This is a genomic window from Pseudomonas sp. RC4D1, from assembly GCF_018390395.1.
In the GTDB taxonomy this organism is placed as follows: Bacteria; Pseudomonadota; Gammaproteobacteria; order Pseudomonadales; family Pseudomonadaceae; genus Aquipseudomonas; species Aquipseudomonas danubii.
The window spans coordinates 1,497,426-1,523,630 of the sequence record NZ_JAHBAW010000001.1; the positions used below are offsets into that span (position 1 = coordinate 1,497,426).

Genomic DNA, 26,205 nt, shown 5'->3' on the forward strand with positions numbered 1-26,205 from the left:
GTTCAACGGCCCGCTTGCGGGCCGTTGCTGTTTATAATGCGTCACTTTTTTCAATGCCGATGGAACCCCCGATGAGCACCTTGCTGGCCCTGGACACCGCGACTGAAGCTTGCTCCGTTGCTTTGCTGCATGACGGCAAGGTTACGAGCCATTACGAGGTGATCCCCCGCCTGCATGCGCAGAAGCTGTTACCGATGATCCAGGAGCTGCTGGCCAATGCCGGCACCACCTTGCAGGCGGTGGATGCGATTGCCTTTGGCCGTGGCCCCGGCGCTTTCACCGGCGTGCGGATCGCCATTGGCGTGGTGCAGGGGCTGGCCTTCGCCCTGGAGCGTCCGGTGCTGCCGGTGTCCAACCTGGCGGTGCTGGCCCAGCGCGCCTTGCGTGAGCACGGTGCGACCCAGGTGGCCTCGGCCATCGATGCGCGCATGGATGAAGTCTATTGGGGCTGCTACCGGGAAACGGCTGGCGAGATGCGTCTGGTGGGCGCCGAAGCGGTGCTGCCGCCGGAAGTCGCGGCCTTGCCGGAAGGGGCCAGCGGCGACTGGTTCGGCGCGGGCACCGGCTGGGGTTATGGCGAGCGCATCGCGGTCCCTCTCAGTGGTCAGGACGCGGGCATGCTGCCCCACGCCGAAGACCTGCTGACCCTGGCGAAATTTGCCTGGGAGCGGGGCGAAGCGATAGTTGCCGACGACGCACAACCGGTCTATCTGCGCGACAAGGTGGCCACGCCCAAAGCCCGTTGAGGGTTGTCCAAGTGTTTGCGGGGGTTCAGATTTTTCCGGTGTAAACCGGCCAATCGTCTGGTTTTCGGAGTCGATTCTGCTCGGGTTTAAACCTTTTGGCTTTTCTGTGTTCTAGTTATCACTTGGGCATTTGCTAAGTCGAAGCGGTGCCGCTAAATTGCCATCATTGACCCCGGGCTTTTCAGTATGCGCATAGACGGCATCTCCTCTCAGTCCTACCCCATCAAGCGCAAGCCTCGTAAAGGCCTGGCGCTGGTAGACGAGTCTCTGGACGATGACGACGCCATTGAAGTCCAGTCCGAACCTGCGACTCAAAGCCGTTCCCAGGCATCTGCCCCCCGCACCGGTAATCTCCCCGCCCGTCCTCAGGACATGATCTTTCAGCGCGCGATGAAAAAGAGCGTGGCCAATGCCCTGGCCAGCTACCTGACCACCGCCGGCTTTGTCGATTGGGATCTGGAAGTGGTGGGGCTCGACCTGTACATCTGATGCTGCCTTATTTCCTGGGTTGTCCTTCCTGGAGCGAAAACGCCTGGCGTGAGTACCTGTACCCGGAGGATGCGCGACCCACTGATTTCCTTGGCCTGTATTCCCAGGTCTTCAATGCCGTTGAAGGCAACACCACCTTCTATGCACGGCCCGCGCCCGGCACTGTGCAGCGCTGGGCCCAGATCATGCCCGAGCACTTTCGTTTCACCGCCAAGTTTCCCGGTGACATCAGCCACGGCGGTGACCTGCGCGAACAACTGAGCGCTGCCCAGACCTTTATCCAGTTGCTCAGCCCCCTGGGGGAACGTGTGTCGCCCTTGTGGCTGCAATTGCCGGCCAGCTTCGCACCGCAGCGTCTGGGGGAGTTGGCGGGCTTTATCGAGGGTCTGGAGCGGCCGCTGGCGGTGGAGGTCCGGCATCCGGAGTTCTTTGCCAAGGGCGATGCGGAGCGCATGCTCAACCGACTGTTGCGTGAGCGTGGCGTCGAGCGTATCTGCCTTGATCCACGGGCCCTGTTCAGTTGCACGTCCACTGCTCCCGCGGTGCTGCACGCCCAGTCGAAAAAGCCCAAGGTGCCGCCGCGACCTGCGGCGTTCACCCAGTTTCCGCAAGTGCGCTTCATCGGTCATCCGGAGCTTGAGGCCAACGATCCATTTCTCGTGCCCTGGATCGACAAGGTCGCCGGCTGGATCGAAGAGGGGCGTACCCCTTATGTCTTCCTGCATACCTCGGACAACCGACTGGCCGCTGAACTGGCTCGTCGTTTTCATGGCCAGCTGATGCAACGTTTGCCTGGCTTGCCCGCGTTGCCTGAGTTATACAGAGAGCCCGCCGCGGAGCAGCTTGGCTTGCTCTGAGGCGTCTTCATTGCCTTCTTCCGGAGCGAGCAAATGGACGCGCAAACCCTTCGAGCCAATGCCTTCAAGGCCCTGCATGAACGTGCCGGCGCCTTTGTCATTCCCAACCCCTGGGATGCCGGTTCCGCGAAGATGCTGGCCGGTCTCGGGTTCGAGGCCCTGGCCACCACCAGCGCCGGTTATGCCTTCTCCCTGGGGCGTCCGGATGCCGAGGGCGCCGTCAGCCTGGAAGACACCCTGGACAATGTGCGGGTCATAGTCGGTGCCAGCAGCCTGCCGGTGGCGGTGGACTTGGAAAACGGCTTTTCCGACAGTCCTGAAGGTTGCGCCCAAGCCCTGTTGTTGGCGGCAGCCAGTGGTGTGGTTGGAGGCTCGATCGAGGACGCCAGCGGTCGCGCCGACGACCCTATCTATGACTTCAACCTGGCGGTGGAGCGTATCGAGGCATGTGCTGCCGCCGTGCGCAGCTTGCCATTCCCCTTCATCCTGACTGCCCGGGCGGAGAACCTGCTCCACGGTCGTGATGATCTGCCAGACACCATTCGCCGCTTGCAGGCCTTTGCCGAAGCCGGTGCCGATGTCCTCTATGCTCCGGCCCTGCGCAGCGCCGAGGAGATTGTGCAGGTGGTGCGGGCTGTGGCGCCCAAGCCGGTGAACGTGCTGATGTCTGGTGGCCTCAACCTGAGCGTGGCGCAACTGGCGGAGCTGGGGGTCAAGCGCATCAGTGTCGGTTCGGCCCTGGCCCGGGCCGCCTACGGTGCTTTCTACCGGGCTGCGGAGGATATCCGCGAGCATGGTCGCTTTGATTTTGCCGATCGTGCGATGCCGTTTCGGCAGATCAATCAATTGTTCAAACAGCCATAAAACGGGACATTCTGTGCGGGTGGTGAGAATTCTGGGCGTCCTGTTGTTGCTGGGCGCCTTGCTGTTGATCGGTATACGCCTGGGCTGGGTGCCGCTGGCGGATGCCTGGAACCCTTGGGCGCCGCTGGATGTAAGGGCCAAGCCGAATCTGTTGACCCGCTTCAAGCTGGCGCGGCTGCGGGACGATCCGCAGCTGTGCGACGAGGTGCTTGGCCGCTCTGGCCTGCGCACCAGTCGCCAGCCCGACAGTCGTGGTGATGTGGCCTGCCCATTGAGCAATACCTTGCGCGTGCAAGGTGGCGATGTCGCCTTGAGCAGCAGCTTTCTTGCCAGTTGCCCACTGGCGGTGGCCTTTGCCCTTTATGAGCGCCACGGGCTGCAGCCCGCGGCACAGGCGGTGTATGGGCAGCGCGTGGCGCGGGTCGATCATCTGGGCAGTTTTGCCTGCCGCAATATGTACAGTCGTGAGAATGGTGCTCGCAGTCAGCACGCCAGTGCCAACGCCCTGGATATTGCCGGTTTTCGACTGGCGGACGGGCGCAGCATCAGTGTGCTCAAGGATTGGCCGAAGGACAGCGATGCGGGACGTTTTTTGCGACTGGCCCGGGACGGTGCCTGCGATGCATTCAATGTGGTACTGGGGCCGGATTACAACAGCGCCCATCGCAACCATTTTCATCTGGATGTAGGGCCTTGGTGGATATGTCGCTGAGGAGCCGGCTCAGGCGGCGATGCGCAGGTTCTGCAGAATCAGTGGGCGTGCCCAGCCGATGTCGAAGTCCATCTGCCGCTGTTGCTCGATAAGCTCCTGCGGCGGGAACGGTTCGGCCGGTTTATCCAGCAGGTCCAGTTCGAATTCGGCGATGGGCAGGTGCAGCGGACGTGGTTCCGGCGCCGGGCCGGGGGCCGGCAGCGGCTGACCGGCATTGAGCACGATCGGGCGGACCCAGCCACTCTCAAAGTCCTGCTGACGTTGCTGGGCAACGATTTCTTCCGGCGGGAAGGGTGGAGCCGGCTTGTCCAGCAGTTCCATTTCGAATTCGGCGATCGGCAGGAACAGCGGCTCAGGGGGGCGAATCTCGGTGTCCTGAACATCGCAATGGCGCTGGTTGACGATCTGCGTCAGAACATCGGTGCCGCCAACCGGCTCCACGGGACCATCGATGGCCACCGCGGGCAGCCCTTCAACGCTCGTGCCTTCTCCCTGTTGCTCGGCCAGGGCCTGGGCAAAGAAGTCCTGCCACAGATGGCTGACGCCGCTCAGTGCCTGGGAGTTGCGTAGGCCATAGTCGCCGTGGCGAGAGATATAACCTATCGATGTGCGTTGAATGTCTGACATTGCTCTCGGTCGACGCTGAGCTCTGGCAAAATGGCCGATAGTTCTGTTATCGGCAGTTTTTGCCGATCATTAATTTTTTGAGTGTGTTTTCAGATGAATGAGCAACCCGCGGCCTGCCGCATCAAAGTCGAGGCCCTGGACGCTGGATTCGCGCCGCAGGCTCAGCAATGGGCACAACGCCTGGGACTGCCGTTGCAGATCGACGAGGCCGAGTTTGCCCTGCAGGTGGGTGAGCAGGGGCTGCAATTGCAGCAACTGGGCGCCGATGCACCGGGGCCGGTGCGGGTGGACTTTGTTGAAGGCGGAGCGGCCCATCGGCGGCTGTACGGTGGTGGCAGCGGGCAGATGATTGCCAAGGCGGTGGGCGTTGCTCAGGGCGTGCGGCCACGGGTGCTGGATGCCACGGCAGGCTTGGGCAAGGACGGGTTTGTCCTGGCTACCCTCGGCTGTGAAATGAGTCTGATCGAGCGCCAGCCATTGATTGGTGCGCTGCTGGAGGACGGGTTGGCCCGGGGGGCGCTGGACGCCGAGGTGGCGCCTATCGTTGCCCGCATGCACTTGCTCAAGGGCAACTCTATCGAGCTGATGCGCAACTGGGAGGGCGAGCCGCCTCAGGTGATCTACCTCGATCCGATGTTTCCCCATCGGGAGAAAAGCGCCTTGGTGAAAAAGGAAATGCGTCTGTTCCGGCCGTTGGTGGGGGACGACAATGACGCTCCGGCACTGCTGGCCGCAGCCCTGGCCCTGGCCAGCCATCGAGTGGTGGTCAAGCGCCCGCGCAAGGCACCGTGCATTGAAGGGCCGAAGCCAAGCCATGGACTGGAAGGCAAATCCAGTCGCTACGATATCTACCCGAAGAAGGCCCTCAAGGCCTGAACCCGATGTAGGCGCCGGCTTGCTGGCAAAAGCGGTTTCAGGGGAGGGCTCCTGGTTGTAGGAGCCGGCTTGCCGGCGAAGGCGATCTCAGGGCCTCTTCGCTGGCAAGCCAGCTCCTACAACAGCCTGCTCCCGCACATGCCGGTTTCTATGGCCGGTAGGCGCGCATGAACAGATCCACCACTTCTTGCACGTGCTCTTCCGCAGCGGGGCCTCTCAAGGGCTCGCCGCAACCATAGAGCAGGCGGAAGTTCGCCCCGCCCTTGAGCATGCAGAAGAAATGCTCGGCGGCATTGCGCGGCTTGTCGATGTGCAAGGTGCCCAACTGATTGATTCGCCCTAGCAGCCGCTCCATACCCTGCAGTACGCGTTCGGGGCCGGCCTCAATGAACATTTGCGAGAGCTTGGGATCCTGATTGCCCAGGGCCATGATCAAGCGATGCAGGTTCACCGACTCGTCGCTGTTGATCAGCTGATGAAAGCCTCGTGCGATGTTCAACAGGACGCCTCGCACTGGTGTGTCGGGCGTCAGTTCGTAGATCAGCGTGGGCAGCTGCTCTTCGCACTTGGCCACCACGGCGGCGGTGAACAGGGTCTCTTTGTCGTTGAAATGGCTATAGACCGTGAGTTTTGAAACGCCGGCTTCGGCGGCGACCGCATCCATGCTGGTACTGGCGTAGCCATTGCTCAGAAACAGGTTTTTCGCTGCTTCGAGAATGGCCTGGCGCTTGGCCAGATCCTTGGGCCTGCCTGGCCCAACGTTTGCGGAGTGATTGTCGGACATTTTTTCGCTGTTAATACTGGACTGGTGAGTTTGCTATTAATAACATACCGGCCAGTATAATTATTCCAAGCACCATTAGCGAAAGGTCGCCGCCATGTTCCGCTATGCCTTGCCAGTCAGCCTGGCTTTTTTTCTGTCTGCTTGTGGGCACGAAGAGCCCGTTCAAATTGGCGTCCGACCGGCCATGGTGGTCCAGCCAGAGCCTTCGGCGCGTGTTTCGGACAGTTATCCGGGCGAGGTGCGAGCCCGCTACGAACCCGAGCTGGCGTTCCGTATCAGTGGCAAGGTCAGTCGACGACTGGTGGAAGAGGGCGAGCGGGTCAAGGCCAATCAGCCCCTGGCCGAACTCGATCCCCAGGATGTTCGCCTGCAACTGGAGGCCACTCGGGCCCAGGTCACGGCGGCCACTGCCAACCTCAATCTGGTGCGCGCCGAGCGTGATCGCTACAAGACCCTGCTGGAGCGGCAGATGGTCAGCCATTCCCAATACGACAACGCCGAAAACCTCTACCGTGCTGGTGAAGCACGCCTGAAGCAGATCAAGGCCGAGTTCGACGTGGCCAACAACCAGGCCGGTTATGCCGTGCTGCGTGCCCCGCAGGATGGCGTGGTGGCCAAGCGCGCAGTGGAAGTGGGGCAAGTGGTGGCGGCCGGGCAGACAGTCTTTACCCTGGCCACTGACGGTGAGCGCGAGGTGCTGATCAGCTTCCCCGAACAGAACTACGGCCGCTTCAAGGTCGGTCAGCCCGTCTCCGTGGAGCTCTGGACCCAGCCGGGCCAACGTTTCGACGGGCGCATCCGCGAGCTGTCCCCGGCTGCCGATCCCAAGTCCCGGACCTTTGCCGCACGCATTGCCTTCAGTGCCGGCAAGGTTCCGGCGGAGTTGGGCCAGAGCGCCAGGGTGTTCATCCAGAGCGCTGATGCGCTGTCGCTGTCGGTGCCGTTGTCGGCGCTGACTGCCGAAGGGGGCGCGACCTACGTTTGGCGAGTCGATGCCAACAACACCTTGCACAAGACGCCGGTACGGGTCGGTGCCTTCGGTGAGAAGACAGTGCCGGTGCTCGAAGGCTTGAGCGCCAGCGATTGGGTGGTGGCAGCCGGAGTGCATGTGCTCCATGAGGGCTTGCAGGTGCGCCCGGTGGATCGCTCCAACCGTGTGGTCAATCTGGCGGTCAAGGAGTAGTCCCCGATGGGTTTCAACCTTTCTGCATGGGCGTTGCGCAATCGCCAGATCGTCCTGTTCCTGATGCTGTTGCTGGCCATTGTCGGTGCGCTGTCCTACACCAAGTTGGGCCAGAGCGAAGACCCGCCTTTCACCTTCAAGGCCATGGTGATCCGCACCAACTGGCCGGGGGCCACGGCCCAGGAAGTGTCGCGCCAGGTCACCGAGCGCATTGAAAAGAAACTCATGGAAACCGGCGAGTACGATCGCATCGTTTCCTTCTCCCGCCCCGGGGAATCCCAGGTGACCTTCATTGCCCGGGATTCGATGCACTCCAACGAGATTCCCGAACTCTGGTATCAGGTTCGCAAGAAGATCAGCGACATTCGCCAGTCCCTGCCGCCGGGCATCCAGGGACCGTTCTTCAACGATGAATTCGGTACGACCTTCGGCAATATCTATGCGCTGACAGGGCAGGGCTTCGACTACGCCGTGCTCAAGGACTATGCCGACCGTATCCAGATCCAGCTGCAGCGGGTCAAGGACGTGGGCAAGGTCGATCTGCTGGGCCTGCAGGACGAAAAGATCTGGATCGAGCTATCCAACGTCAAGCTGGCAACCCTGGGCCTGCCCTTGGCAGCGGTGCAAAAGGCGCTGGAGGAGCAGAACGCAGTGTCCACTGCGGGGTTCTTCGAGACCCCCAGCGAGCGGGTGCAATTGCGGGTATCCGGCAATTTCCAGACGGTGGAGCAGATCCGCAATTTCCCGATCCGGGTCGCCGATCGCACCTTCCGCATTGGTGATGTGGCGGATGTGCGTCGCGGCTTCAATGATCCACCGGCACCGCGCATGCGTTTCATGGGGGAAGACGCCATTGGCCTGGCCGTGGCGATGAAGGACGGCGGCGACATCCTGGTGTTGGGCAAGGCCCTGGAAGGCGAGTTCTCCCGCCTGCAGAAAAGCCTGCCGGCGGGGATGGAGTTGCGCAAGGTGTCCGATCAGCCGGCGGCGGTGAAAACCGGGGTCGGCGAGTTTGTCCGGGTGCTGGCCGAGGCCCTGATCATTGTCCTGCTGGTGAGCTTCTTCTCCCTGGGTGTGCGCACCGGCATGGTGGTGGCCCTGGCGATTCCCTTGGTGCTGGCGATCACGTTCGCCACCATGTACTACCTGGGGATAGGCCTGCACAAGATTTCCCTGGGCGCCCTAGTGCTGGCGTTGGGCCTGTTGGTGGATGACGCGATCATTGCGGTGGAGATGATGGCGATCAAGATGGAGCAGGGTTTCGACCGGATCAAGGCCGCCAGCTTTGCCTGGACCAGTACCGCCTTTCCCATGCTCACCGGCACCCTGATTACCGCAGCGGGCTTTTTGCCGATTGCCACGGCCCAGTCCGGCACCGGCGAGTACACCCGCTCGATCTTCCAGGTGGTGACCATCGCCCTGGTGGCTTCGTGGATTGCCGCCGTGGTCTTCGTTCCCTACCTGGGGGAAAAGCTCCTGCCGGACCTGGCCAAGATCCACGCCGCCAAGCACGGCGCCGAGTCCAATCCCCACGGCACGCCTTTCTACCAGCGCGTGCGCCGGGTGGTGGGCTGGTGCGTGGAGCGGCGCAAGACCGTGATCGTCCTGACCATCCTGGCGTTCGTCGGTTCGGTGATGCTGTTCCGTTTTGTCCCGCAGCAGTTCTTCCCGGCCTCGGGCCGCCTGGAATTGATGGTCGACCTGAAACTGGCCGAAGGCGCTTCCCTGAGCAACACCGCCGATGAGGTCAAGCGTCTGGAGGCGATGCTCAAGGACCACCCAGGCATCGACAACTACGTGGCTTATGTGGGGACCGGTTCACCGCGTTTCTACCTGCCGCTGGACCAGCAACTGCCGGCCACCAGCTTTGCCCAGTTTGTGGTGCTGGCCAAGACCATCGAGGAGCGGGAGAGCCTGCGCAGTTGGCTGATCGCGACCCTCAATGAACAGTTCCCGGCCTTGCGCTCTCGGGTCACGCGCCTGGAGAACGGTCCGCCAGTGGGTTACCCGGTGCAGTTCCGGGTCACAGGCGAGCACATCGAGGAGGTTCGCGCCCTGGCGCGCAAGGTGGCGGCCAAGGTGCGGGAGAACCCCCATGTGGTCAACGTTCACCTGGACTGGGAGGAGCCGAGCAAGGTGGTCTACCTGAACATCGATCAGGACCGGGCCCGGGCGCTGGGTGTCAGCACGGCCAACCTGTCGAAGTTCCTGCAGAGCTCGCTGATCGGTTCCACCGTCAGCCAGTACCGTGAGGACAACGAACTGATCGAGATTCTCCTGCGCGGAACCCAGCAGGAGCGCACTGAGCTGGCCTTGTTGCCAAGCCTGGCAGTGCCCACCGACAACGGCCAGAGCGTGTCGCTGTCCCAGGTCGCGACCCTGGAGTACGGCTTCGAGGAAGGGGTGATCTGGCACCGTAACCGCTTGCCCAACGTCACCGTGCGTGCCGATATCTACGGCAAGGAACAACCGGCGACGTTGGTGCAGCAGATTCTGCCGACCCTGGAGCCGATCCGTGCCGAACTGCCGGACGGCTTCTTGTTGGAGGTGGGCGGTACTGTCGAGGATTCGGCCCGTGGCCAGAACTCGGTGAAGGCCGGCGTGCCGCTGTTCATCGTGGTAGTGCTGACCTTGCTGATGATTCAGCTGCGCAGCTTTTCGCGCACCGCCATGGTGTTCCTCACCGCGCCCCTGGGGCTGATCGGGGTCACCCTGTTCCTCCTGGTGTTCCGCCAGCCCTTCGGCTTTGTGGCCATGCTCGGCACCATTGCCCTGTCCGGGATGATCATGCGCAACTCGGTGATCCTGGTGGACCAGATCGAACAGGACATCAAGGCTGGCCTGCGTCCCTGGGATGCGATCATCGAAGCCACTGTGCGGCGTTTCCGTCCCATCGTGCTGACTGCCCTGGCGGCGGTACTGGCGATGATTCCGCTGTCGCGCAGTGTGTTCTTCGGGCCGATGGCGGTGGCCATCATGGGCGGCCTGATTATCGCCACGGTCTTGACCCTGCTGTTTCTGCCAGCGCTGTATGCGGCCTGGTTCCGGGTCAGGAAGGACTGATCCGGGCAACTCGCAAGGCATCAACCTGGGCCGGGTAGAGATTACCCGGCCTGGTTTTTCCGCAGTGCAGGTTTTCCAGCAATTGGGCAGCGTGCTCTTCGAACATTTGCTGCCTGGGACTTAGGGGGAGCAGGCCAGGACCGCAAGGTCGTCAATGGACAGCAGTCCGCAGGGGGGGGGCATGACCGGACCGCCAGCTCTGGCATTTCATCCGGGGGCTGCCCTCTAGCCAGGGAGTCTGCCTTCAGTAGGAGCTGCGGGGCTTGCCCAAGAGCCAATGGGACCTGCACCGTCAGGGCAACCTGCTGTACTTTCGCCGGCACTCGCGGCCTTGCCCGCTAAACAGTGGGCAAGGCCGTAGGGCGGATCAGAGGGTGCCGAAGACCTTCTTGGCCAGGCTGGTGGCCGCAGCCGCCGGGTTCTGGCGAATGGTTTCTTCCTGCTTGCCGATCATTTCGAACAGACCATTGAGGGCTTGCTCGGTCACGTAGCCTTCGATGTTGGCGCTCTTGGCATCCAGCACACCCAGGGTCGCGGCCTGGCCGGCGAAGGAGTTGTACTGCTTGGCCAGGCCTACCTGGTCGGTGGCTTGCTTGACGATAGGCAGGAACTTGGCGCGGATCTGTTCGCGGCTGCTCTTGTCCAGATACTGGGTGGCGGAGTCCTTGCCACCGGCGAGAATGCCCTTGGCGTCGGCCACGGTCATCTTCTTCACCGCGTCCACCAGCAGTGCCTGCGCTTGCGGCACGGCGGCCTCAGCGGCTTTGTTCATGCTGGTTTCCAGCTGATCGACCTGATCACCCATGCCGAACTGTTTCATTTTCTTCGCGACTTTGCCGAGGTTGCCCGGCAGTTCGATACGCACATCGGGGTTGTTGCTGAACCCGCCGGGCGTCCCCAGCTGTTTGACGGCGATCTGTGCGCCTTGGGTCAGGGCGTCCTTGAGGCCACCGCTGGCGTCACCCTGGGACAGGTCGCTCAGGGACAGGGCCAGGGCACTGGCGGAGATCAGCAGGCCAGCGCACAGGCTGGTGAAACGGAGCGAGGTACGGAGCATGGCGGCTTCCTTGGGCAATGAAAATTAACGTACAGCGTCGACACGGAGTTTCAACGGCTGGGGATCTTTGCCGTCGAGGTTGACCCCGTTGTGTTCGGTGGTGATGAACATCAGCTTGCCGTCCAGTTCGATCCGCGCACTGACCGCGTAGCGGTGGCCGGGCTTGACCTGGGCCGGGTCGTAGCTGAGGTGGAAGGGCAGCGGCACCTGGCCTTTGACCGGGCCACTCTGCTCGGCCAGGACCACCGCCGGAGCGTCCGCCAGGGAGACGTCCTGCAGGCTCACGCTCAAGGTGGCGGCAGGCGGCAGGGCGATGCGTTGCAGATAGAAGACTTCGCCGTCGAGGCCGGCCTTGGCTGCGGGTTGCATGGCCTGGCAGGCTCCAAGCAGCGCAGTGGCTGCCAGCAGGGTGAGTTTTTTCATGACGGATCTCCGTATCGAGGGCGCCGCAGGTTCTGCGGCGCCGATAAGAATCTAGTCGCTTTGCGCCGGTGCCGCGAGCTGGTCGGCGGCATCTTCGCTGCGGTGCAGGGCGACCTGGCGGATCGACAGGCGAATCTCCGCCGGCAGCACCCGTTTGGCCGCGCCCTCGGCCAGTTCCCCCAGCAGTGGGTGATAGCTCAGCTTGCCGGCTTCGTCGCGGCGCAGTACGCCCTGATCCAGCAGGGTCTGGATGAAGTGGCGGAACAGGCTCTTGTCGAAGAACTCCGGGGCATTGAGGCCATGCAGGATCGACAGGCGCTGGGCCATGACCGTGCACAGGTCTTCCAGTTCTTCGGCGCTGATACTGTTCTGCCCGCTGTTGAGCAACAGGGAAATGGCCATGTAGAAGCGCTGCAGGGTCTGGGCGATGCTCTTGGACAGCAGGGTCAGCAGAACAAAATGCCGCGAGCTGGGCGCCGGGCGCAGGTACAGGTCTTTCTCGAAGCGCAGCAGGCCCTGTTCGACGAAGGCCTCCAGCCATTGATCCACCACGCCGTCCAGTTCTTCCAGGGACCAGCGAATGAACAGCTCCGACTGCAGGTAGGGATACAGCGCGCGGGTGTAGCGCAGTATCTGTTCGCGGCTCATGCGCGACGAACTCTGGAAGAAGCTCGCCAGCAGTGCCGGCAGGGCGAAGATGTGCAGCACGTTGTTGCGGTAATAGGTCATCAGGACGGCGTTCTGCTCGTCCAGGTAGAGGATCTTGCCCAGGGCGTCGTTCTGCTCGGCCAGCAGGTTCATGTCCTTGACGTGCTGGATCAGCGCCTGGCCGTCGCCTTCCGGCAAGGTGGTGTGGGGCGAGTAGGGCACGCGGCGCAACAGCGCCAGGTACAGGTCCAGGACTCGGGCCATGGCTCGGTCGTCCAGGGCCAGGCGGCTGGTGGACAGCAGGGCCAGGGCCACCAGGTTCACCGGGTTGATCGCCGCGGCTTCATTGAGGTGCTGAGCCACGCGCTCGCCCAGGCGGTTGGTGGTTTCGTTGAGCCAGGCCGGGCGGTATTGCGGGCCCAGCTCCTGGGTGCGCCAGTCCGGTTGTTCCTGGTCGAGGAATTCCGCCAGTTTGATCGGTTCACCGAAGTTCACCGCCACCTGGCCAAAGCGCTGTTTGAGGGCGCCGATGACTTTGAAGATGTCGAAGATCGACTCCTTCTTCTTGCTCGCGCCGCGCAGTTCGCCCAGGTAGGTGCGGCCTTCCAGAACCCGCTCGTAGCCGATGTACACCGGCACGAAAACGATGGGCATGCGTGAGGAACGCAGGAAGCTGCGCAGGGTGATGGCCAGCATCCCGGTCTTGGGCTGCAGCATGCGCCCGGTGCGCGAGCGGCCGCCTTCAACGAAGTACTCCACCGGGAAACCCTTGGTGAACAGGGTGTGCAGGTACTCGTTGAACACCGAGGTGTACAGCGGGTTGCCCTTGAAGGTGCGGCGCATGAAGAAGGCCCCGCCGCGGCGCAACAGGCTGCCGATCACCGGCATGTTGAGGTTGATCCCGGCGGCGATGTGCGGCGGGGTCAGGCCATTGCGGAACAGCAGGTAGGACAGCAGCAGGTAGTCGATATGGCTGCGGTGGCAGGGCACGTAGATCACTTCGTGGCCCTGGGCGATTTTCTGCACGCCTTCGAGGTGGTTGACCTTGATCCCGTCGTAGATCTTGTTCCAGAACCAGCTCAGCACCACTTCCAGGAAGCGGATTGCAGTGTAGGTGTAGTCCGAGGCGATCTCGTTGCCGTAGCGCAGGGCCTGGGCCTTGGCCTTTTCCGGGGAGATCTTCTCGCGCTCGGCCTCGTCGAGGATCGCCTGTTTCACCAGGGGTTGATTGAGCAGGCCCTTGACCAGGTTGCGCCGGTGGGAAATGTCCGGGCCGATGACCGCGGCCTTGAGGTTGCGAAAGTGCACCCGCAGGATGCGCTGGGCCATGCGCACGGTGCGCTCGTGACCCTTGTTGTGCTCGATCAGTTCGCGCAGGTTGATCGGGGCCGAGAACTGCACCCGGGTCTTGCGCCCCAGGATCATGATGCTCAGCAGCCGGCGCAGGCGTCCGGTGACCGCCCAACTGTCGGCGAACAGCAGCTTCCAGGGGCTGGACTCGCTGTCCGGGGACTGGCCCCAGAACACGCTGACCGGAATGATTTGCGCATCTTCGGCAGCGTTCTGGGTCAGGGCGCTGACCAGTCGGGTCAGGGTTGGCGGTGCGCCGCGTTTGTCCTGGCGACCGAGCCAGTCGGGTTCCGGGGTCAGGTAGAAGAACGCCGCGGGCTCCAGCAGGTTGCCCACCGACACCGGCAGTACCGGGCGCGGCAAGCCGGCCTTGGTGCATTCGGTATCGACCACGGCGAGGTCGGTCAGGGATGGGTTTTGCAGGACGTAGAACACCGGCCGGCTGCGGTCGAGGTCGAGGGTGAAGGACGACTGGTTGATGGTTTCCGAGCGGACCCAGAGGTACAGCAGGCGGCGCAAGGTGCCAAACACAAGACGACGGATCGGGGAGCGGGTCATACGGCTTCTGCGTGAGTGAATAAGAAATCAAAACCGAGCACCTGCTCGGGGCCGGTAGTGTGCCGGATTCGCCGAAAATCGGCAAAAAAGCACCCAAACAAGATTGAGTTGAGAGTTTTTACGCCTGTCATATACTCGGCCGACTCTCCCGCGGTCGTATTGCCTCCAGTCATAGAGAGGCAGCTCGAGGGAAAGTTCTCAAGGCAGGGTGGCAGTGCGCCCAGCCAATAATAAAAAAATGAGGTGTGGATTCATGACTACTCGTGAGACCGGCAACGTGAAGTGGTTCAACGACGCCAAGGGCTACGGCTTTATCCAGCGTGAAGGTGGGGCGGACGTGTTTGTCCATTACCGAGCGATCCGTGGCGAAGGCCACCGTTCGCTGACCGAAGGCCAGCAGGTGGAATACGCCGTGGTCGAAGGTCAGAAAGGTCTGCAAGCCGAAGACGTCGTCGGCCTGTAACCAACCCTGCAGGAGCTGGCTTGCCAGCGAACGGGGCGCTGGCGATGCAAGGCTCAGGGGCCTTTTCGCCGGCAAGCCGGCTCCTACCGGATTGCGCTGTTCAGGCAGTGCGCCAGGTAATCTCTTCTTCGCCGTCGGTGCTGATGCGAATCCAGCGATCGGCGGTCTCTTCACCTTCTTCCTCGACCCAACTGCCCGGTGCGCAGCGCACTTCCACATTCAGCGCGGCAAAGGCGGCGCGGGCACAGGCGATGTCGTCATCCCACGGAGTCTGGTCGCTTTCCAGGTACAGGCTGTTCCACTTGCCCACGGCCTTGGGCAGCCAGGTCACGGGTACTGAGCCTGCGGTGCATTTGTAGGTCTGGCCCTTTTGCACCCAGTCGCTGCACGGGCCGAGCACGGCGCCGAGCCAGGTGGCGATGGCCTTGTAGTCGACGTCGGCGTCTTTCAGGTAAATCTCGATATCGGGCTGGCGCATGGATGTCCTCATTGCCGGTCTGAAAAATCCATTCGCGGATTTCTTCGACCTCGGGCCCATGCCCGCGGTCGTTGGGTTAAGTGGGGGGTTACTGCAGCACGAAGTAATCGTAGCGCATCGACACGCTGACCTCGAAAGGCTCGGCCTGCTCGATCACTGCGGCCCGGCGTTCGGCGCTGGCGCGCCAGCCGTGGGGCGTCATGGCCAACAGGTTGGCGCGATCTTCCGGGCGTTCCAGGCGCAGCCTGAACTCCAGGGTTTCGCTGTGGGCCAGGGCCATGCCCTCCGGCACCAGGGCCAGGTGCTTGTCGTCGGTGTATTCACGCACTTCGTCGTACAGGCGTTCGCGCAGCTCCATCAGGTGGCCGCTGGTAGGGCCGACTTTCATCAGGCCGCCACCCGGGCTCAACAGGCGCTTGGCCTCTTGCCAGTCGAGGGGGCTGAAGACGCTGGCGAGAAACTGGCAGCTGGCATCGGCCAACGGGATGCGCGCCATGCTGGCGACCATCCAGGTCAGTTGCGGCGCGCGACGACAGGCGCGTTTCACGGCCTCCCGGGAAATATCCAGGGCGTAGCCGTCGGCGTCGAGCAGGGCGTCGGCCAACTGCGCGGTGTAGTAACCCTCGCCGCAGCCGATGTCGACCCAGCGCTGGGGCGTGCGTTCTGCCGCCAGCTCTGCCAGGCGCCGGGCCACCGGGGCGTAGTGCCCAGCGTTGAGAAAGTCGCGGCGGGCCTCGACCATGGCCTGGTTGTCGCCCGGGTCACGGCTGTTCTTGTGCTGCACCGGCAGCAGGTTCAGGTAGCCCTGGCGGGCACGGTCGAAGCGATGCCCGGCCGGGCAGACCACGCCGTTGTCCACCGCGTTCAGCGGTGCGTTGCAAAGAGGACAGGCAAGCATCAGGCAAGCAACTTGACGAGAGTCTGATAGTAGATCTCGGTCAGCACATCCAGGTCGCTGGCCAGGATCCGCTCGTTGACCTGGTGGATGGTGGCGTTGACCGGGCCCAATTCCACCACCTGGGTGCCCAGGGTGGCGATGAAGCGCCCGTCGGACGTGCCGCCGCTGGTGGACGCCTGGGTCTCGCGACCTGTGACTTGCTTGATGCTGGCCGAGACCGCGTCCAGCAGGGCGCCGGGTTCGGTGAGGAACGGCAGGCCGGACAGGGCCCAGTCCACGTGCCAGTCCAGGCCGTGCTTGTCGAGGATCGCTGCAACCCGTTGTTGCAGGCCTTCAACGGTGGACTCGGTGGAGAAGCGGAAGTTGAACACCGCCACCAGATCCCCCGGGATCACATTGGTGGCGCCGGTCCCGGAATTGAGGTTGGAAATCTGGAAGCTGGTGGGCGGGAAGAAGGCATTGCCGTCGTCCCAGTGTTCGGCCGCCAGTTCCGCCAAGGCCGGAGCCGCCAGGTGGATCGGGTTCTTGGCCAGGTGCGGGTAGGCCACGTGGCCTTGCACTCCACGCACCGTGAGCTTGGCGCCGAGGGAGCCGCGGCGGCCGTTCTTGACCACATCGCCCACCAGGCTGGTGCTCGAAGGTTCACCGACGATGCACCAGTCCAGGCGCTCCTTGCGTGCCGCCAGGCGTTCCACCACCGCCTTGGTGCCGTGGTGCGCCGGGCCTTCTTCGTCGCTGGTGATCAGGAAGGCTACCGAGCCCTTGTGGTCCGGGTAATCGGCGACAAAGCGCTCGGCGGCCACCAGCATGGCGGCCAGGCTGCCTTTCATGTCCGCCGCGCCACGGCCACACAGCATGCCGTGCTCGTCGATCAGGGCTTCGAACGGGTCGTTCTGCCAGGCCTGGACCGGGCCGGTGGGCACCACGTCAGTGTGGCCGGCGAAGCACAGCACCGGGCCTTCATGCTGGCCATGGGTGGCCCAGAAGTTGTCCACGTCCTCGATGCGCATCGGTTCCAGCTTGAAGCCGGCATCCCCCAGGCGCTGCATCATCAGCTTCTGGCAGTCGGCGTCGACCGGCGTCACCGAGGGGCGACGGATCAGATCACAGGCAAGTTGCAGGGTCGGCGAAAGCTCGGCAGGGGCCGTCATGGGGAACTCCGGTGCAAGGCATTGTGTAGGAGCCGGCTGGCCGGCGATGGCGGTTTACTGGTTACACCGCGTCGCGTGGTTCGCTGGTCAGCCAGCGCCTACAGGGTTGGGCGGGGCGCGCAAAATGGCGGATATCTTAAAGCAAAACGGCGGCCTGAGGCCGCCGTTTAGTGCTTTGCATCGATTTAGGCGGCTGGAGCCGGCTCGGGGTGTTCCGCAGGTTTTGGCAGTGACGACAGGAACGCCATGATCAGTGCCGCCACATAGGGCAGCGACTGCACCAGAAGCATGGTCACCCAGAAGCGCATGTCGTTGCTGGGCAGCCCCTGTACCAGGAAGATCCCCAGCGCCGCGCCCCACAACAGCAGCATGATGAACAACTCTTCCCGGGCTTCCGAGATGGCTACCCAGAAGCCGTGGTTGTCGGCGTTCTTCGGGGTGCGGAAGAACGGGATGCTGCTGGTGAAGAAGCCGTACAGCACCGCCTTGGCGATGGTGTGGGACAAGGCCAGGCCGGCCAGGGCCGCGCAGAACGCATCCTTGAGGTTGACCCCCACTGCCCGGCGGTAGAGGAAGATGATCTTGCCCACCTTGAACACGAACAGCGCGAGCGGCGGGATCGCGAAGATCAGCAGCGGCGGGTCGACCCGTTGCGGCACGATGATCATCGCCGCCGACCACAGCAGGGCGCCGACGGTGAAGAAAATGTTCATGCCGTCCGCCACCCACGGCAGCCAACCCGCCAGGAAGTGGTAGCGCTGGCCACGGGTCAGTTCGGTGTCCTTGCCACGCAGCAGGCTGGCGGTGTGGCGCTTGATGATCTGGATCGCGCCATAGGCCCAGCGGAAGCGCTGCTTCTTGAAGTCGATGAAGGTGTCGGGCATCAGGCCCTTGCCGTAGCTTTCGTGATGGTAGGCCGCCGACAGGCCTTTCTCGAACACTCGCAGGCCCAGCTCGGCGTCTTCGCAGATGCACCAGTCGGCCCAGCCCAATTCTTCCAGCACCGAACGCCGGGTCATGGTCATGGTGCCGTGCTGGATGATCGCGTCACGGTCGTTGCGGGTGACCATGCCGATATGGAAGAAGCCCTTGTATTCCGCATAGCAGAGCTTCTTGAAGGTACTTTCGTTCTGGTCGCGGTAGTCCTGGGGCGATTGCACGATGGCGATCTTCGGATCGGCGAAGTGCGGCACCATGTGCTTGAGCCAGTTGCGGTCGACGCAGTAGTCGGAGTCGATCACCGCGATCACTTCGGCATCCTTGGCGGTGTGCGGCAGCAGGTAGTTCAGGGCGCCGCCCTTGAAACCGGCCAGGGGCGCGACGTGGAAGAACTTGAAGCGTGGTCCCAGGGTCTCGCAATAGGCCTGCACCGGTTCCCAGACCGCCGGGTCCTTGGTGTTGTTGTCGATGATCAGGACTTCGAAGTCCGGGTAATCGAGGTTAGCCAGGGCGTTGAGGGTCTGTTTGACCATCTCCGGCGGCTCGTTGTAGCAGGGCACGTGGATCGAGACTTTCGGCCGGTAGCTGGAGTCTCCTTCCACCGGCAGGAATTCGCGCCGGCGTTTGCGGACCCACACCGCCTCGGCCAGTTCATGGGCCTCGGTCAGCAGCACGATAAACACCCCCAGCGCGCCGAGGGCCAGCAGGAAGCCCACCGTCAGGCTGAACCAGGTGCTGTATTGCTGGCTGTAGTCGTAGCCGATCCACACCAGCACTGAACCACAGAGGAAGGCGATGAAGGTCAGGAAGGTGCGGCCGCGCTGGCGCAGGGCCGAGCCGTCGATCATCAGCAGGGTCAGCGACAGCAGCGCCAGCACCACCGAACCGATGGCCAGCACCCGCCATTGCGGGATCGCCACCACAGGGCCTTCGAAGTTGAATTTCTGTTGGCGCGCAGCGTTGAACACGCCCCAGTAGGCGCCTACCGAACCCTCGTCGCTGGCCTTCCACGGTTGGTCGAAGGCTTCGATGACAAAGTAGTTGTAGCCCTGGCGATTGAGCTTGTTGACCAGGGTCCGCAGGTAGATCGCCTGGTCCGCGGGGCTGGCGTCAGCGCCACCGCGCATGCGGCCGTTGCTCGGCCAGCCCACCTCGGACAGCAGCAGCGGCTTTTTCGGGAACATCTTCTTCAGGTCCCGGGCGCGGTCGAGGACAAACTGCCCGGCCTTGTCCATCGGGATGAATTCCCAGTAGGGCAGGATGTGCGCGGCGATCAGATCGACGTGTTTGGCCAGTTCTGGGTGTTCTTCCCAGACGTGCCACTGTTCTGAAGTGGTCACCGGAACTTTCACCGCAGCGCGGACCCGGTCGAGAAGCACCGATAACTGGTCGGCGGTGATTTCCTTGCGGAAGATCGCTTCGTTGCCCACCACTACGCGGACGACGCTGCGTGAGCTGTTGGCCAGCTCGATGGCGCGCATGATTTCCCGCTCGTTGCGCTCCAGGTCCGGGCTGATCCAGATCCCCAGGGTCACTCGCAGGCCAAACTCTTCCGCCAGCTTGGGAATATCCTGCAGGCTGCCGTCCACCGAATAGGTACGGATGTTGTCGGTCAGCTTGCTCATGATCTCCAGGTCACGACGCATTTCATCGTCGGACGGGTACTGCTCCTTCTGCGGGAACTGGCCCTGCTGGAAAGGCGAGTAGGAAAAACCGGAGATCTGTTCCGGCCAGTCGGGGGCCGAGACCGGGCGATTGATCAGCGCCCAGAAACCGGTGAACAGCGCGGCAATGGCCAGCACTATCACCAGGTTGAGTCCAAATTTACGCGATGACATAGCTATTTCGGGTTCCAAAAGGTGTGGAACGAGGGAAGGGGTGGCAGGCGCCAAACGGCGGGCATCCTACACCGGCCCTCAACTGAGCGTACAGCGCACAGAGGAAAGCCAGACCTTGGGCACTGTAATTGCGTTTAAGTTCTTTACTTGTAGCTGGCGGCTTAAAACTTGTCGCTTCCCAGCTCTATAATGCGCGCCGGTTTTTTAGGTGATGGTCATGAGTACAGAAGATCCACGGTTTGCCGGCGTCGCCCGTTTGTATGGCATTGAAGGCCTGGAGCGGCTGCGGGCGGCCCATGTGGCGATCGTTGGCGTCGGCGGAGTCGGTTCCTGGGCGGCGGAAGCCATCGCCCGTTGCGGGGTCGGGGAGATCTCGCTGTTCGACCTCGACGATGTCTGCGTCAGCAACAGCAACCGTCAGTTGCACGCCCTGGACAGCACCGTGGGCAAGCCCAAGGTCGAGGTCATGGCCGAGCGCCTGCGGGGCATCAACCCAGACTGTAAGGTGCACGCGGTAGCGGACTTCGTCACCCGCGACACCATGGCCGAATACATCACCTCGGACATTGATTGCGTGATTGACTGCATCGACAGCGTAAATGCCAAGGCGGCGCTGATTGCCTGGTGCAAGCGGCGCAAGATCCAGATCATCACCACCGGCGGTGCCGGCGGGCAGATCGACCCGACGCTGATCCAGGTCTGCGACCTGAACCGCACCTTTAATGACCCGTTGGCCTCCAAGGTGCGTTCCACTTTGCGCCGCGATTATGGCTTCTCGCGCACCGTGACCCGCCATTACAGCGTGCCCTGTGTGTTTTCCACCGAGCAGCTGCGCTACCCGAAACCGGACGGCAGCATCTGCCTGCAGAAAAGCTTTGTCGGCGACGGGGTCAAGCTCGACTGCGCCGGCGGTTTTGGCGCGGTGATGATGGTGACCGCGACCTTTGGCATGGTGGCGGCGACCAAGGCGGTGGACAAGATCGTTGCCGGCGTGCGTCGCCCCTCGGAACGCAGCAAGCCCCTGTAGCCGCTGCCGCAGGCTGCGAGCGGCCCGGCGGGCCGTGGGGGCTTGAGGCCGCTAGAGGTCTGGCGGGAGATCGCCAAGCAAGGTCCTGCGGACCTTTTCGCAGCCTCGCAGGCTCGGCAGCGGCTACAGGGCGCTGGCCAGTTCGTTCATGCGTTGCAAGACGGCGTTCAGGCCATTGCTGCGCGACGGCGAGAGCTGGCGCGACAGGCCCAGCTGGTTGAACCAGTCCGCCAGGTCCACTTCCTGCAATTGCTGCACCGTCAGGCCGTTGACCCGGGCCAGCAGCAAGGCCACCAAACCGCGAATCAGCCGTGCGTCGCTGGCGGCGGCAAACTGCCAATGACCATTTTCCAGGGCCGCCACCAGCCAGACCTGGCTTTCACAGCCATGGACTCGATTGGCGTCTACCTTGTCGTCCTCGCCCAGGGGCGGCAGGCGCTCGGCCCATTGCATCAGCAGGCGGGCCCGCTGTTCCCAGCCGGCCGCCCCCTGGAAAACTTCAAGGGCGGTCACGGCGTCCGCCGGCAGGCTCATCGCAGCAACTCCAGGGCCTGATCCAGGGCTTCGAAGAAACGCTCCAAGTCCTCGGAGTCGTTGTACAGTGCCAGGGATACGCGAATCGCCCCGGCGAGGCCGAAGCTTTTCATCAGCGGCATGGCGCAATGATGACCGGCACGAACGGCAATGCCCTGTTCGGTCAGCAGGTGGGCCAGGTCGGCGTTGTGCACGCCATCGACGACGAAGCTGACCAGGGCCAGTTGCGGCGTGCCCAGCAGGCGGATGCCATTGCGTGCCTGCAAGCCCTGCAGCAGATAGGCATGCAGCGCGGCTTCGTGCGTGGCTACTGCCTGCTGATCCAGGCCAGCGAGGTAATCCAGGGTCGCCCCCAGGCCAATGACTCCGGCAATCGGCGGGGTGCCGGCCTCGAATCCCAGGGGCGCCGGGCGAAAGCTGGCGTGCTGGTAGTCGGCGTCCTGGACCATTTCTCCGCCGAACTGCCAATGACGCAGGTGCTTGAGCGCGGCATGACGGCCGAACAGCACGCCGACGCCGTCCGGACCATAAAGTTTATGGCTGGAGAACACATAGAAGTCGCAGCCCAGGGCCTGCACATCGTGACGGCCATGGACCACGCCCTGGGCGCCGTCGATCACCGTCAGTGCGCCCTGGGCCTTGGCCATGGCCAGCAGTGGCGTCAAGGGTTGCCAGGCGCCGAGCACATTGGACAACTGGCTCACTGCCAGCAGGCGAGTGCGCGGGCCAATCAGACGGCTTGCCGCATCAATATCGATCAGTCCGTCGGCATCCAGGGGCAGGATCAGCAGCTTGAGGTTGCGACGTTGGGCCAACTGTTGCCAGGGCAGCAGGTTGGCATGGTGTTCAAGGGCGCTGATGACGATCTCATCGCCGCTTTCAAATTGCTGCTCCAGGCCATAAGCCAGGAGATTCAGCGCACTGGTGGCGCCGTGGGTGAAGATGATCTGTCCGCTGTCACCGGCATTCAGCCATTGGCCGACCTTGCGGCGACTGTCCTCGAAGGCCTGGGTGGCATGGGCGCCGGGCAGGTGCTGCGCGCGATGCACATTGGCCGCGCCATTGGCGTAGTAGTGGGCCAGGGCGTCCAGCAGGGCTTGGGGTTTTTGCGTGGTGGCGGCGTTGTCCAGGTACGTCTGGTCCTGGCGATGCAGTGCGGCGATGGCCGGGAAGTCGGCGCGCCAGGGGGAGGGTACAAGCATGGTGGCAGAACTCGTTTGAACAGGCCGGGCGCCGATGATAAGCGCCCGGCCGGTTCCAGTGAAACCGAATCGCTGCTTAGTTGTGAGCGTGCAGCGCTTCGTTCAGCTCGATGGCCGACTTGTGGGTCTTGCACTCCACGGCGCCGGTTTCCGAGTTGCGGCGGAACAGCAGGTCCGGCTGGCCGGCCAGTTCACGGGCCTTGAGCACTTTGACCAACTGGTTGTTTTCGTCCAGCAGCGCCACCTTGGTGCCGGCGGTCACGTACAGACCCGACTCCACGGTGTTGCGGTCGCCCAGGGGAATGCCGATACCGGCATTGGCGCCGATCAGGCAGCCTTCGCCGACCTTGATCACGATGTTGCCGCCACCCGACAGGGTGCCCATGGTGGAGCAGCCACCGCCCAGGTCCGAACCTTTGCCGACGAACACGCCAGCCGACACACGGCCTTCGATCATGCCCGGGCCTTCGGTGCCGGCGTTGAAGTTGACGAAGCCTTCGTGCATCACGGTGGTGCCTTCGCCGATGTAGGCGCCCAGGCGAATCCGCGCGCTGTCAGCGATACGCACGCCGCTCGGCACCACGTAGTCGGTCATTTTCGGGAACTTGTCCACGGAGAACACTTCCAGCAGCTCGCCGCGCAGGCGGGCTTCCAGTTGCCGCTCGGCCAACTCGCCCAGATCGATGGCGCCCTGGCTGGTCCAGGCTACGTTCGGCAGCAGTGGGAACACCCCGGCCAGGCTCAGGCCGTGCGGCTTGACCAAGCGGTGGGACAGCAGGTGCAGCTTCAGGTAAGCCTCTGGGGTGGAGGTCAATTGAGCGTCTTCGGCCAGCAGGGTGGCTACCAGCGGCTTGTGGCTTTCGGCCAGGCGGGTCAGCAGGGCAGCCTGGGTGGCGTCGATGCCTTTCAGCGCGTCGGCCATTTGCGCGGCCTGGGCGGTGGTGAAGGTGATGGCCTGGTTGCCTTCGCTGTAGCCGAGGATCGGTGCGACAGCGGCAACGATTTCGGCGGCAGGATTGAGCAGTGGCGATGCGTAGAACACTTCCAGCCAGGCGCCTTGACGATTTTGGGTGCCGACACCGAATGCCAGGCTGAACAGAGTAGTGGACATGCAGTTACCTCTTGCGAAATAGAGTGAGCAGGCTTACTTGAGCGCCGCTGCGTAAAGGTCTGGCTTGAAGCCAATCAGGGTCTTGTCTCCGAGGTCGAGCACCGGGCGCTTGATCATCGAAGGTTGCGCGAGCATCAGTTCAACGGCTTTCGCCTGGTCGAGATCGGCTTTGCTTTCGTCATCGAGTTTGCGAAAGGTCGTGCCCGCGCGGTTCAACACCACCTGCCAGCCGTGCTCGTTGCACCACTGATTCAGGTGCTCACGGTCAATGCCGGAGGTTTTGTAATCATGGAAGTCATAGCTGACAGCGTGTTCATCGAGCCAGGTGCGCGCCTTTTTCATGGTGTCACAGGCTTTGATGCCGAAAAGGTGCAACGTTTTGCTTGAAGCGGTCAAGGAATTGCCCCCTTTGGAGATGCTGGAGATGAAAGGTCACGGATTATGCCACGACCGCAGCGCTTCAGCGTCGGCCTGAAATCGGCTTTGTCGCAGGTTGTTGCATGGCAGGTCATGGGGCTTGCGACTTTTGTGCAGCGGTCAGTACCGAGTTTAAGCGGCTAATATGGCACTTCGTCGGCGATTCTCAGCTGAGATGCGTACGATTTTTCCTGTTGAGCCTTGGATTTTCGCTTTATGCAAACCGCCTATACCGTCCTCATCCTGCTGATGCTGGTGAGTCTTTCGCGACTGGTCGGACGGGTGATTCCGCTGCCCTTGCCTCTGGTACAGATCGCCGCCGGAGCCCTGTTGGCCTGGCCGACCCTGGGTTTGCATGTGGCCCTGGACCCGGAATTGTTCCTTTTCCTGTTCCTGCCGCCGTTGCTGTTTTCCGACGGTTGGCGCATGCCCAAGCGCGAGTTCTGGCGCTTGCGTGGCCCGATCCTGACCTTGGCGGTGGGCCTGGTGTTGTTCACCGTGGTCGGGGCCGGTTATTTCATTCACTGGCTGTTGCCGACTATTCCGTTGCCGGTGGCTTTCGCCCTGGCTGCGGTGCTGTCGCCCACCGACGCTGTAGCGGTGTCGGCCATTTCCCAGAACCGCCTGCCAACCCCGCTGATGCACATGCTCCAGGGCGAGGCCCTGATGAACGATGCCTCGGGCCTGGTGACTTTCAAGTTCGCCCTGGTGGCCGCCGTTACCGGGGTGTTCTCCCTGGCCAATGCCAGCCTGACCTTTGTGTTGGTGGCGGTGGGTGGCTTGGCGGTCGGCGTGGCCCTGAGCTGGCTGGTCGGGCGCCTGCGGGCCTGGATGATCGCCCGCGGCTGGGACGATCCGGCGACCCATGTGGTGTTCATGTTGCTATTGCCCTTCGCGGCTTACGTCCTGGCCGAGCGCCTGGGGGCCTCGGGCATTCTCTCGGCGGTGGCGGCGGGAATGATGCAGAGCTGGCTCGACCTGCTGCCGCGCCAGACCAGCACCCGACTGCTCAATCGCAGTGTCTGGTCGCTGCTGGAGTTCGCCTTCAATGGCCTGATCTTCCTACTGTTGGGGCTGCAATTGCCTGACATCATCAAGGCCGTGGTCAGTCATGAAACTTCACTCTGGCCGACCCTGTTCTACCGCTGCCTGGATGTGCTGGCGATCTTCCTGGTGCTGCTGGTGTTGCGTTTTATCTGGGTGCAGAGCATCTGGCGCCTGTCCGGGCTGCTGCGGCGCTGGCGCGGCAAGGGCGAGCTGACCCTGGTGCCCACGGCGCGCTCCTGCTGGCTGCTGACGGTGGGCGGGGTGCGTGGGGCTGTGACCCTGGCCGGCGTGATGTCGGTGCCCTTGTTCCTGGGCGCCGGGGAGGCCTTCCCCGAACGTGATCTGCTGATCTTTATCGCCGCTGGAGTGATCCTGCTGTCCCTGGTGGCGGCCTGCATTGCCCTGCCGCTGCTGTTGCGCGGTATCGTCAAAAGCCCCGACGACAAACGCCGTGGAGAAGTCCGCGATGCCTGGCGCAAGACCGCCGAGGCGGCGATCCATGCCCTGGAAGCCGAGGAAGTGGCTGAAACCAGTGAGGCCCCCGATGCGGCCCAGGCGGCACTGGCCACCGAGCTCAAGGGCCGTTTGATGGCTGAGTACCGGCATCAGTTGGAGGTCTACAACGATTCCGCCGAGGCCCAGGCCCTGGCATTGCAGATGGACTTGCTGGAACGGCGCCTGCGGCTCAAGGCCCTGCGCGCGCAACGGCTTGAGCTGTACCGCCTGAGCCGGCATCACCAGATCGGTGATGATGTGCTGCGAGAGGTGTTGGCGGACCTGGATTTGAGCGAGGCGAATCTGGGGCAGGTGAAGTGAGCGAATAACGCTTTCGCCGGCAAGCCGGCTCCTACTGGGGAGGGTGT

Annotated in this window: 24 protein-coding genes; 11 read left to right on the forward strand and 13 right to left on the reverse strand. The window is 63.1% G+C overall.

The window, feature by feature from the left end:
• Positions 1-71 precede the first annotated feature (71 nt).
• The 5 genes from tsaB to KHO49_RS06780 all read left to right on the forward strand — a co-directional run bounded on the left by tsaB (position 72) and on the right by KHO49_RS06780 (position 3,668).
• Positions 72-746 carry a tRNA (adenosine(37)-N6)-threonylcarbamoyltransferase complex dimerization subunit type 1 TsaB gene (gene tsaB, locus KHO49_RS06760; RefSeq protein WP_102878531.1) on the forward strand — a complete coding sequence of 225 codons (675 nt, stop codon included), beginning with the start codon at positions 72-74 and terminating at the stop codon, positions 744-746.
• Between the two features lie 186 nt (positions 747-932).
• Positions 933-1,235, forward strand: coding sequence for a hypothetical protein (locus tag KHO49_RS06765; protein WP_102878532.1), 303 nt, complete (start codon positions 933-935; stop codon positions 1,233-1,235).
• Complete coding sequence (locus KHO49_RS06770; RefSeq protein ID WP_102861716.1) at positions 1,232-2,092, forward strand: DUF72 domain-containing protein; 861 nt, start codon at positions 1,232-1,234, stop codon at positions 2,090-2,092. Before KHO49_RS06765 ends, KHO49_RS06770 begins: the two co-directional genes overlap by 4 nt.
• 33 nt (positions 2,093-2,125) lie before the next feature.
• Positions 2,126-2,956 carry an isocitrate lyase/PEP mutase family protein gene (locus tag KHO49_RS06775; protein ID WP_102878533.1) on the forward strand — a complete coding sequence of 277 codons (831 nt, stop codon included), beginning with the start codon at positions 2,126-2,128 and terminating at the stop codon, positions 2,954-2,956.
• Positions 2,957-2,969: 13 nt separating this feature from the next.
• Positions 2,970-3,668 carry an extensin-like domain-containing protein gene (locus KHO49_RS06780; RefSeq protein WP_102878534.1) on the forward strand — a complete coding sequence of 233 codons (699 nt, stop codon included), beginning with the start codon at positions 2,970-2,972 and terminating at the stop codon, positions 3,666-3,668.
• A gap of 9 nt (positions 3,669-3,677) precedes the next feature.
• On the opposite strand, the gene KHO49_RS06785 is transcribed toward KHO49_RS06780, so the two are convergent.
• On the reverse strand, positions 3,678-4,295 hold the full coding sequence (locus KHO49_RS06785) for an energy transducer TonB (RefSeq protein ID WP_213664797.1): 618 nt from the start codon (positions 4,293-4,295) through the stop codon (positions 3,678-3,680).
• Positions 4,296-4,388: 93 nt separating this feature from the next.
• Here KHO49_RS06785 and KHO49_RS06790 point away from each other — a divergent pair, with 93 nt between their 5' ends.
• Positions 4,389-5,171 (forward strand): class I SAM-dependent methyltransferase, encoded by a 783-nt coding sequence (locus KHO49_RS06790; RefSeq protein WP_102861346.1) that lies wholly within the window; start codon positions 4,389-4,391, stop codon positions 5,169-5,171.
• Positions 5,172-5,319: 148 nt separating this feature from the next.
• Here KHO49_RS06790 and KHO49_RS06795 read toward each other — a convergent pair whose 3' ends face one another.
• Positions 5,320-5,955 (reverse strand): TetR/AcrR family transcriptional regulator, encoded by a 636-nt coding sequence (locus KHO49_RS06795; RefSeq protein ID WP_102861347.1) that lies wholly within the window; start codon positions 5,953-5,955, stop codon positions 5,320-5,322.
• 94 nt (positions 5,956-6,049) lie between these two features.
• Here KHO49_RS06795 and KHO49_RS06800 point away from each other — a divergent pair, with 94 nt between their 5' ends.
• Positions 6,050-7,138 (forward strand): efflux RND transporter periplasmic adaptor subunit, encoded by a 1,089-nt coding sequence (locus KHO49_RS06800; RefSeq protein ID WP_213664798.1) that lies wholly within the window; start codon positions 6,050-6,052, stop codon positions 7,136-7,138.
• A 6-nt stretch (positions 7,139-7,144) separates the two neighbouring features.
• Positions 7,145-10,201: an efflux RND transporter permease subunit gene (locus tag KHO49_RS06805; protein ID WP_110596471.1), complete on the forward strand. Its 3,057-nt coding sequence runs from the start codon at positions 7,145-7,147 to the stop codon at positions 10,199-10,201.
• 367 nt (positions 10,202-10,568) lie between these two features.
• Here KHO49_RS06805 and KHO49_RS06810 read toward each other — a convergent pair whose 3' ends face one another.
• The 3 genes from KHO49_RS06810 to plsB are packed head-to-tail and all read right to left on the reverse strand — an operon-like array spanning position 10,569 to position 14,237.
• Positions 10,569-11,258: a DUF4197 domain-containing protein gene (locus KHO49_RS06810; RefSeq protein WP_102878539.1), complete on the reverse strand. Its 690-nt coding sequence runs from the start codon at positions 11,256-11,258 to the stop codon at positions 10,569-10,571.
• 24 nt (positions 11,259-11,282) lie between these two features.
• A complete protein-coding gene (locus KHO49_RS06815; protein WP_102878540.1) occupies positions 11,283-11,681 on the reverse strand; it encodes a YbaY family lipoprotein in 399 nt (132 codons plus the stop codon).
• Between the two features lie 51 nt (positions 11,682-11,732).
• Positions 11,733-14,237: a glycerol-3-phosphate 1-O-acyltransferase PlsB gene (gene plsB / locus KHO49_RS06820; protein WP_102878541.1), complete on the reverse strand. Its 2,505-nt coding sequence runs from the start codon at positions 14,235-14,237 to the stop codon at positions 11,733-11,735.
• 253 nt (positions 14,238-14,490) lie between these two features.
• Between plsB and KHO49_RS06825 the strand changes: the two genes are divergently transcribed.
• Positions 14,491-14,700 (forward strand): cold-shock protein, encoded by a 210-nt coding sequence (locus KHO49_RS06825; RefSeq protein WP_011059510.1) that lies wholly within the window; start codon positions 14,491-14,493, stop codon positions 14,698-14,700.
• 100 nt (positions 14,701-14,800) lie between these two features.
• Here the strand turns inward: KHO49_RS06825 and KHO49_RS06830 are convergent, their stop codons facing one another.
• From KHO49_RS06830 to KHO49_RS06845, 4 genes are all read right to left on the reverse strand, one after another.
• The gene (locus KHO49_RS06830; RefSeq protein ID WP_102861352.1) at positions 14,801-15,178 is read right to left on the reverse strand and encodes a hypothetical protein; all 378 of its coding nucleotides are present in this window, start codon (positions 15,176-15,178) and stop codon (positions 14,801-14,803) included.
• Positions 15,179-15,266: 88 nt separating this feature from the next.
• Complete coding sequence (locus KHO49_RS06835) at positions 15,267-16,076, reverse strand: putative RNA methyltransferase (protein WP_213664799.1); 810 nt, start codon at positions 16,074-16,076, stop codon at positions 15,267-15,269.
• On the reverse strand, positions 16,076-17,227 hold the full coding sequence (gene dapE, locus KHO49_RS06840) for a succinyl-diaminopimelate desuccinylase (RefSeq protein WP_102878542.1): 1,152 nt from the start codon (positions 17,225-17,227) through the stop codon (positions 16,076-16,078). The genes KHO49_RS06835 and dapE overlap by 1 nt, the downstream gene beginning before the upstream one ends.
• A gap of 185 nt (positions 17,228-17,412) precedes the next feature.
• The gene (locus KHO49_RS06845) at positions 17,413-20,004 is read right to left on the reverse strand and encodes a glycosyltransferase (RefSeq protein WP_110596474.1); all 2,592 of its coding nucleotides are present in this window, start codon (positions 20,002-20,004) and stop codon (positions 17,413-17,415) included.
• Between the two features lie 217 nt (positions 20,005-20,221).
• Here KHO49_RS06845 and tcdA point away from each other — a divergent pair, with 217 nt between their 5' ends.
• Positions 20,222-21,031 (forward strand): tRNA cyclic N6-threonylcarbamoyladenosine(37) synthase TcdA, encoded by an 810-nt coding sequence (tcdA, locus tag KHO49_RS06850; protein ID WP_372342423.1) that lies wholly within the window; start codon positions 20,222-20,224, stop codon positions 21,029-21,031.
• A 123-nt stretch (positions 21,032-21,154) separates the two neighbouring features.
• Here tcdA and KHO49_RS06855 read toward each other — a convergent pair whose 3' ends face one another.
• The 4 genes from KHO49_RS06855 to KHO49_RS06870 form a co-directional block, all read right to left on the reverse strand.
• Entirely contained in the window at positions 21,155-21,565 is a 411-nt protein-coding gene (locus KHO49_RS06855; RefSeq protein ID WP_213664800.1) for a SufE family protein, read from the reverse strand.
• On the reverse strand, positions 21,562-22,767 hold the full coding sequence (locus KHO49_RS06860) for an aminotransferase class V-fold PLP-dependent enzyme (protein WP_213664801.1): 1,206 nt from the start codon (positions 22,765-22,767) through the stop codon (positions 21,562-21,564). Before KHO49_RS06860 ends, KHO49_RS06855 begins: the two co-directional genes overlap by 4 nt.
• Before the next feature lie 76 nt (positions 22,768-22,843).
• A complete protein-coding gene (dapD, locus tag KHO49_RS06865; protein WP_102861358.1) occupies positions 22,844-23,878 on the reverse strand; it encodes a 2,3,4,5-tetrahydropyridine-2,6-dicarboxylate N-succinyltransferase in 1,035 nt (344 codons plus the stop codon).
• A gap of 33 nt (positions 23,879-23,911) precedes the next feature.
• The gene (locus KHO49_RS06870; protein ID WP_102861359.1) at positions 23,912-24,274 is read right to left on the reverse strand and encodes an ArsC family reductase; all 363 of its coding nucleotides are present in this window, start codon (positions 24,272-24,274) and stop codon (positions 23,912-23,914) included.
• Positions 24,275-24,511: 237 nt separating this feature from the next.
• Between KHO49_RS06870 and KHO49_RS06875 the strand changes: the two genes are divergently transcribed.
• On the forward strand, positions 24,512-26,158 hold the full coding sequence (locus KHO49_RS06875; RefSeq protein WP_102861360.1) for a Na+/H+ antiporter: 1,647 nt from the start codon (positions 24,512-24,514) through the stop codon (positions 26,156-26,158).
• Positions 26,159-26,205: the final 47 nt, after the last annotated feature.

Bases quoted from the DNA above. Each gene is read 5' to 3' on its own strand.
- KHO49_RS06790 (WP_102861346.1), top strand. From the start codon at position 4,389: ATGAATGAGCAACCCGCGGCCTGCCGCATCAAAGTCGAGGCCCTGGAC.
- dapD (WP_102861358.1), bottom strand. From the start codon at position 23,878: ATGTCCACTACTCTGTTCAGCCTGGCATTCGGTGTCGGCACCCAAAAT.
- KHO49_RS06805 (WP_110596471.1), top strand. From the start codon at position 7,145: ATGGGTTTCAACCTTTCTGCATGGGCGTTGCGCAATCGCCAGATCGTC.
- KHO49_RS06835 (WP_213664799.1), bottom strand. From the start codon at position 16,076: ATGCTTGCCTGTCCTCTTTGCAACGCACCGCTGAACGCGGTGGACAAC.
- KHO49_RS06810 (WP_102878539.1), bottom strand. From the start codon at position 11,258: ATGCTCCGTACCTCGCTCCGTTTCACCAGCCTGTGCGCTGGCCTGCTG.
- KHO49_RS06855 (WP_213664800.1), bottom strand. From the start codon at position 21,565: ATGAGCCTGCCGGCGGACGCCGTGACCGCCCTTGAAGTTTTCCAGGGG.
- KHO49_RS06860 (WP_213664801.1), bottom strand. From the start codon at position 22,767: ATGCTTGTACCCTCCCCCTGGCGCGCCGACTTCCCGGCCATCGCCGCA.
- tcdA (WP_372342423.1), top strand. From the start codon at position 20,222: ATGAGTACAGAAGATCCACGGTTTGCCGGCGTCGCCCGTTTGTATGGC.
- KHO49_RS06845 (WP_110596474.1), bottom strand. From the start codon at position 20,004: ATGTCATCGCGTAAATTTGGACTCAACCTGGTGATAGTGCTGGCCATT.
- dapE (WP_102878542.1), bottom strand. From the start codon at position 17,227: ATGACGGCCCCTGCCGAGCTTTCGCCGACCCTGCAACTTGCCTGTGAT.
- KHO49_RS06785 (WP_213664797.1), bottom strand. From the start codon at position 4,295: ATGTCAGACATTCAACGCACATCGATAGGTTATATCTCTCGCCACGGC.
- KHO49_RS06795 (WP_102861347.1), bottom strand. From the start codon at position 5,955: ATGTCCGACAATCACTCCGCAAACGTTGGGCCAGGCAGGCCCAAGGAT.
- KHO49_RS06875 (WP_102861360.1), top strand. From the start codon at position 24,512: ATGCAAACCGCCTATACCGTCCTCATCCTGCTGATGCTGGTGAGTCTT.
- KHO49_RS06775 (WP_102878533.1), top strand. From the start codon at position 2,126: ATGGACGCGCAAACCCTTCGAGCCAATGCCTTCAAGGCCCTGCATGAA.
- KHO49_RS06825 (WP_011059510.1), top strand. From the start codon at position 14,491: ATGACTACTCGTGAGACCGGCAACGTGAAGTGGTTCAACGACGCCAAG.
- tsaB (WP_102878531.1), top strand. From the start codon at position 72: ATGAGCACCTTGCTGGCCCTGGACACCGCGACTGAAGCTTGCTCCGTT.
- KHO49_RS06800 (WP_213664798.1), top strand. From the start codon at position 6,050: ATGTTCCGCTATGCCTTGCCAGTCAGCCTGGCTTTTTTTCTGTCTGCT.
- KHO49_RS06830 (WP_102861352.1), bottom strand. From the start codon at position 15,178: ATGCGCCAGCCCGATATCGAGATTTACCTGAAAGACGCCGACGTCGAC.
- KHO49_RS06815 (WP_102878540.1), bottom strand. From the start codon at position 11,681: ATGAAAAAACTCACCCTGCTGGCAGCCACTGCGCTGCTTGGAGCCTGC.
- plsB (WP_102878541.1), bottom strand. From the start codon at position 14,237: ATGACCCGCTCCCCGATCCGTCGTCTTGTGTTTGGCACCTTGCGCCGC.
- KHO49_RS06765 (WP_102878532.1), top strand. From the start codon at position 933: ATGCGCATAGACGGCATCTCCTCTCAGTCCTACCCCATCAAGCGCAAG.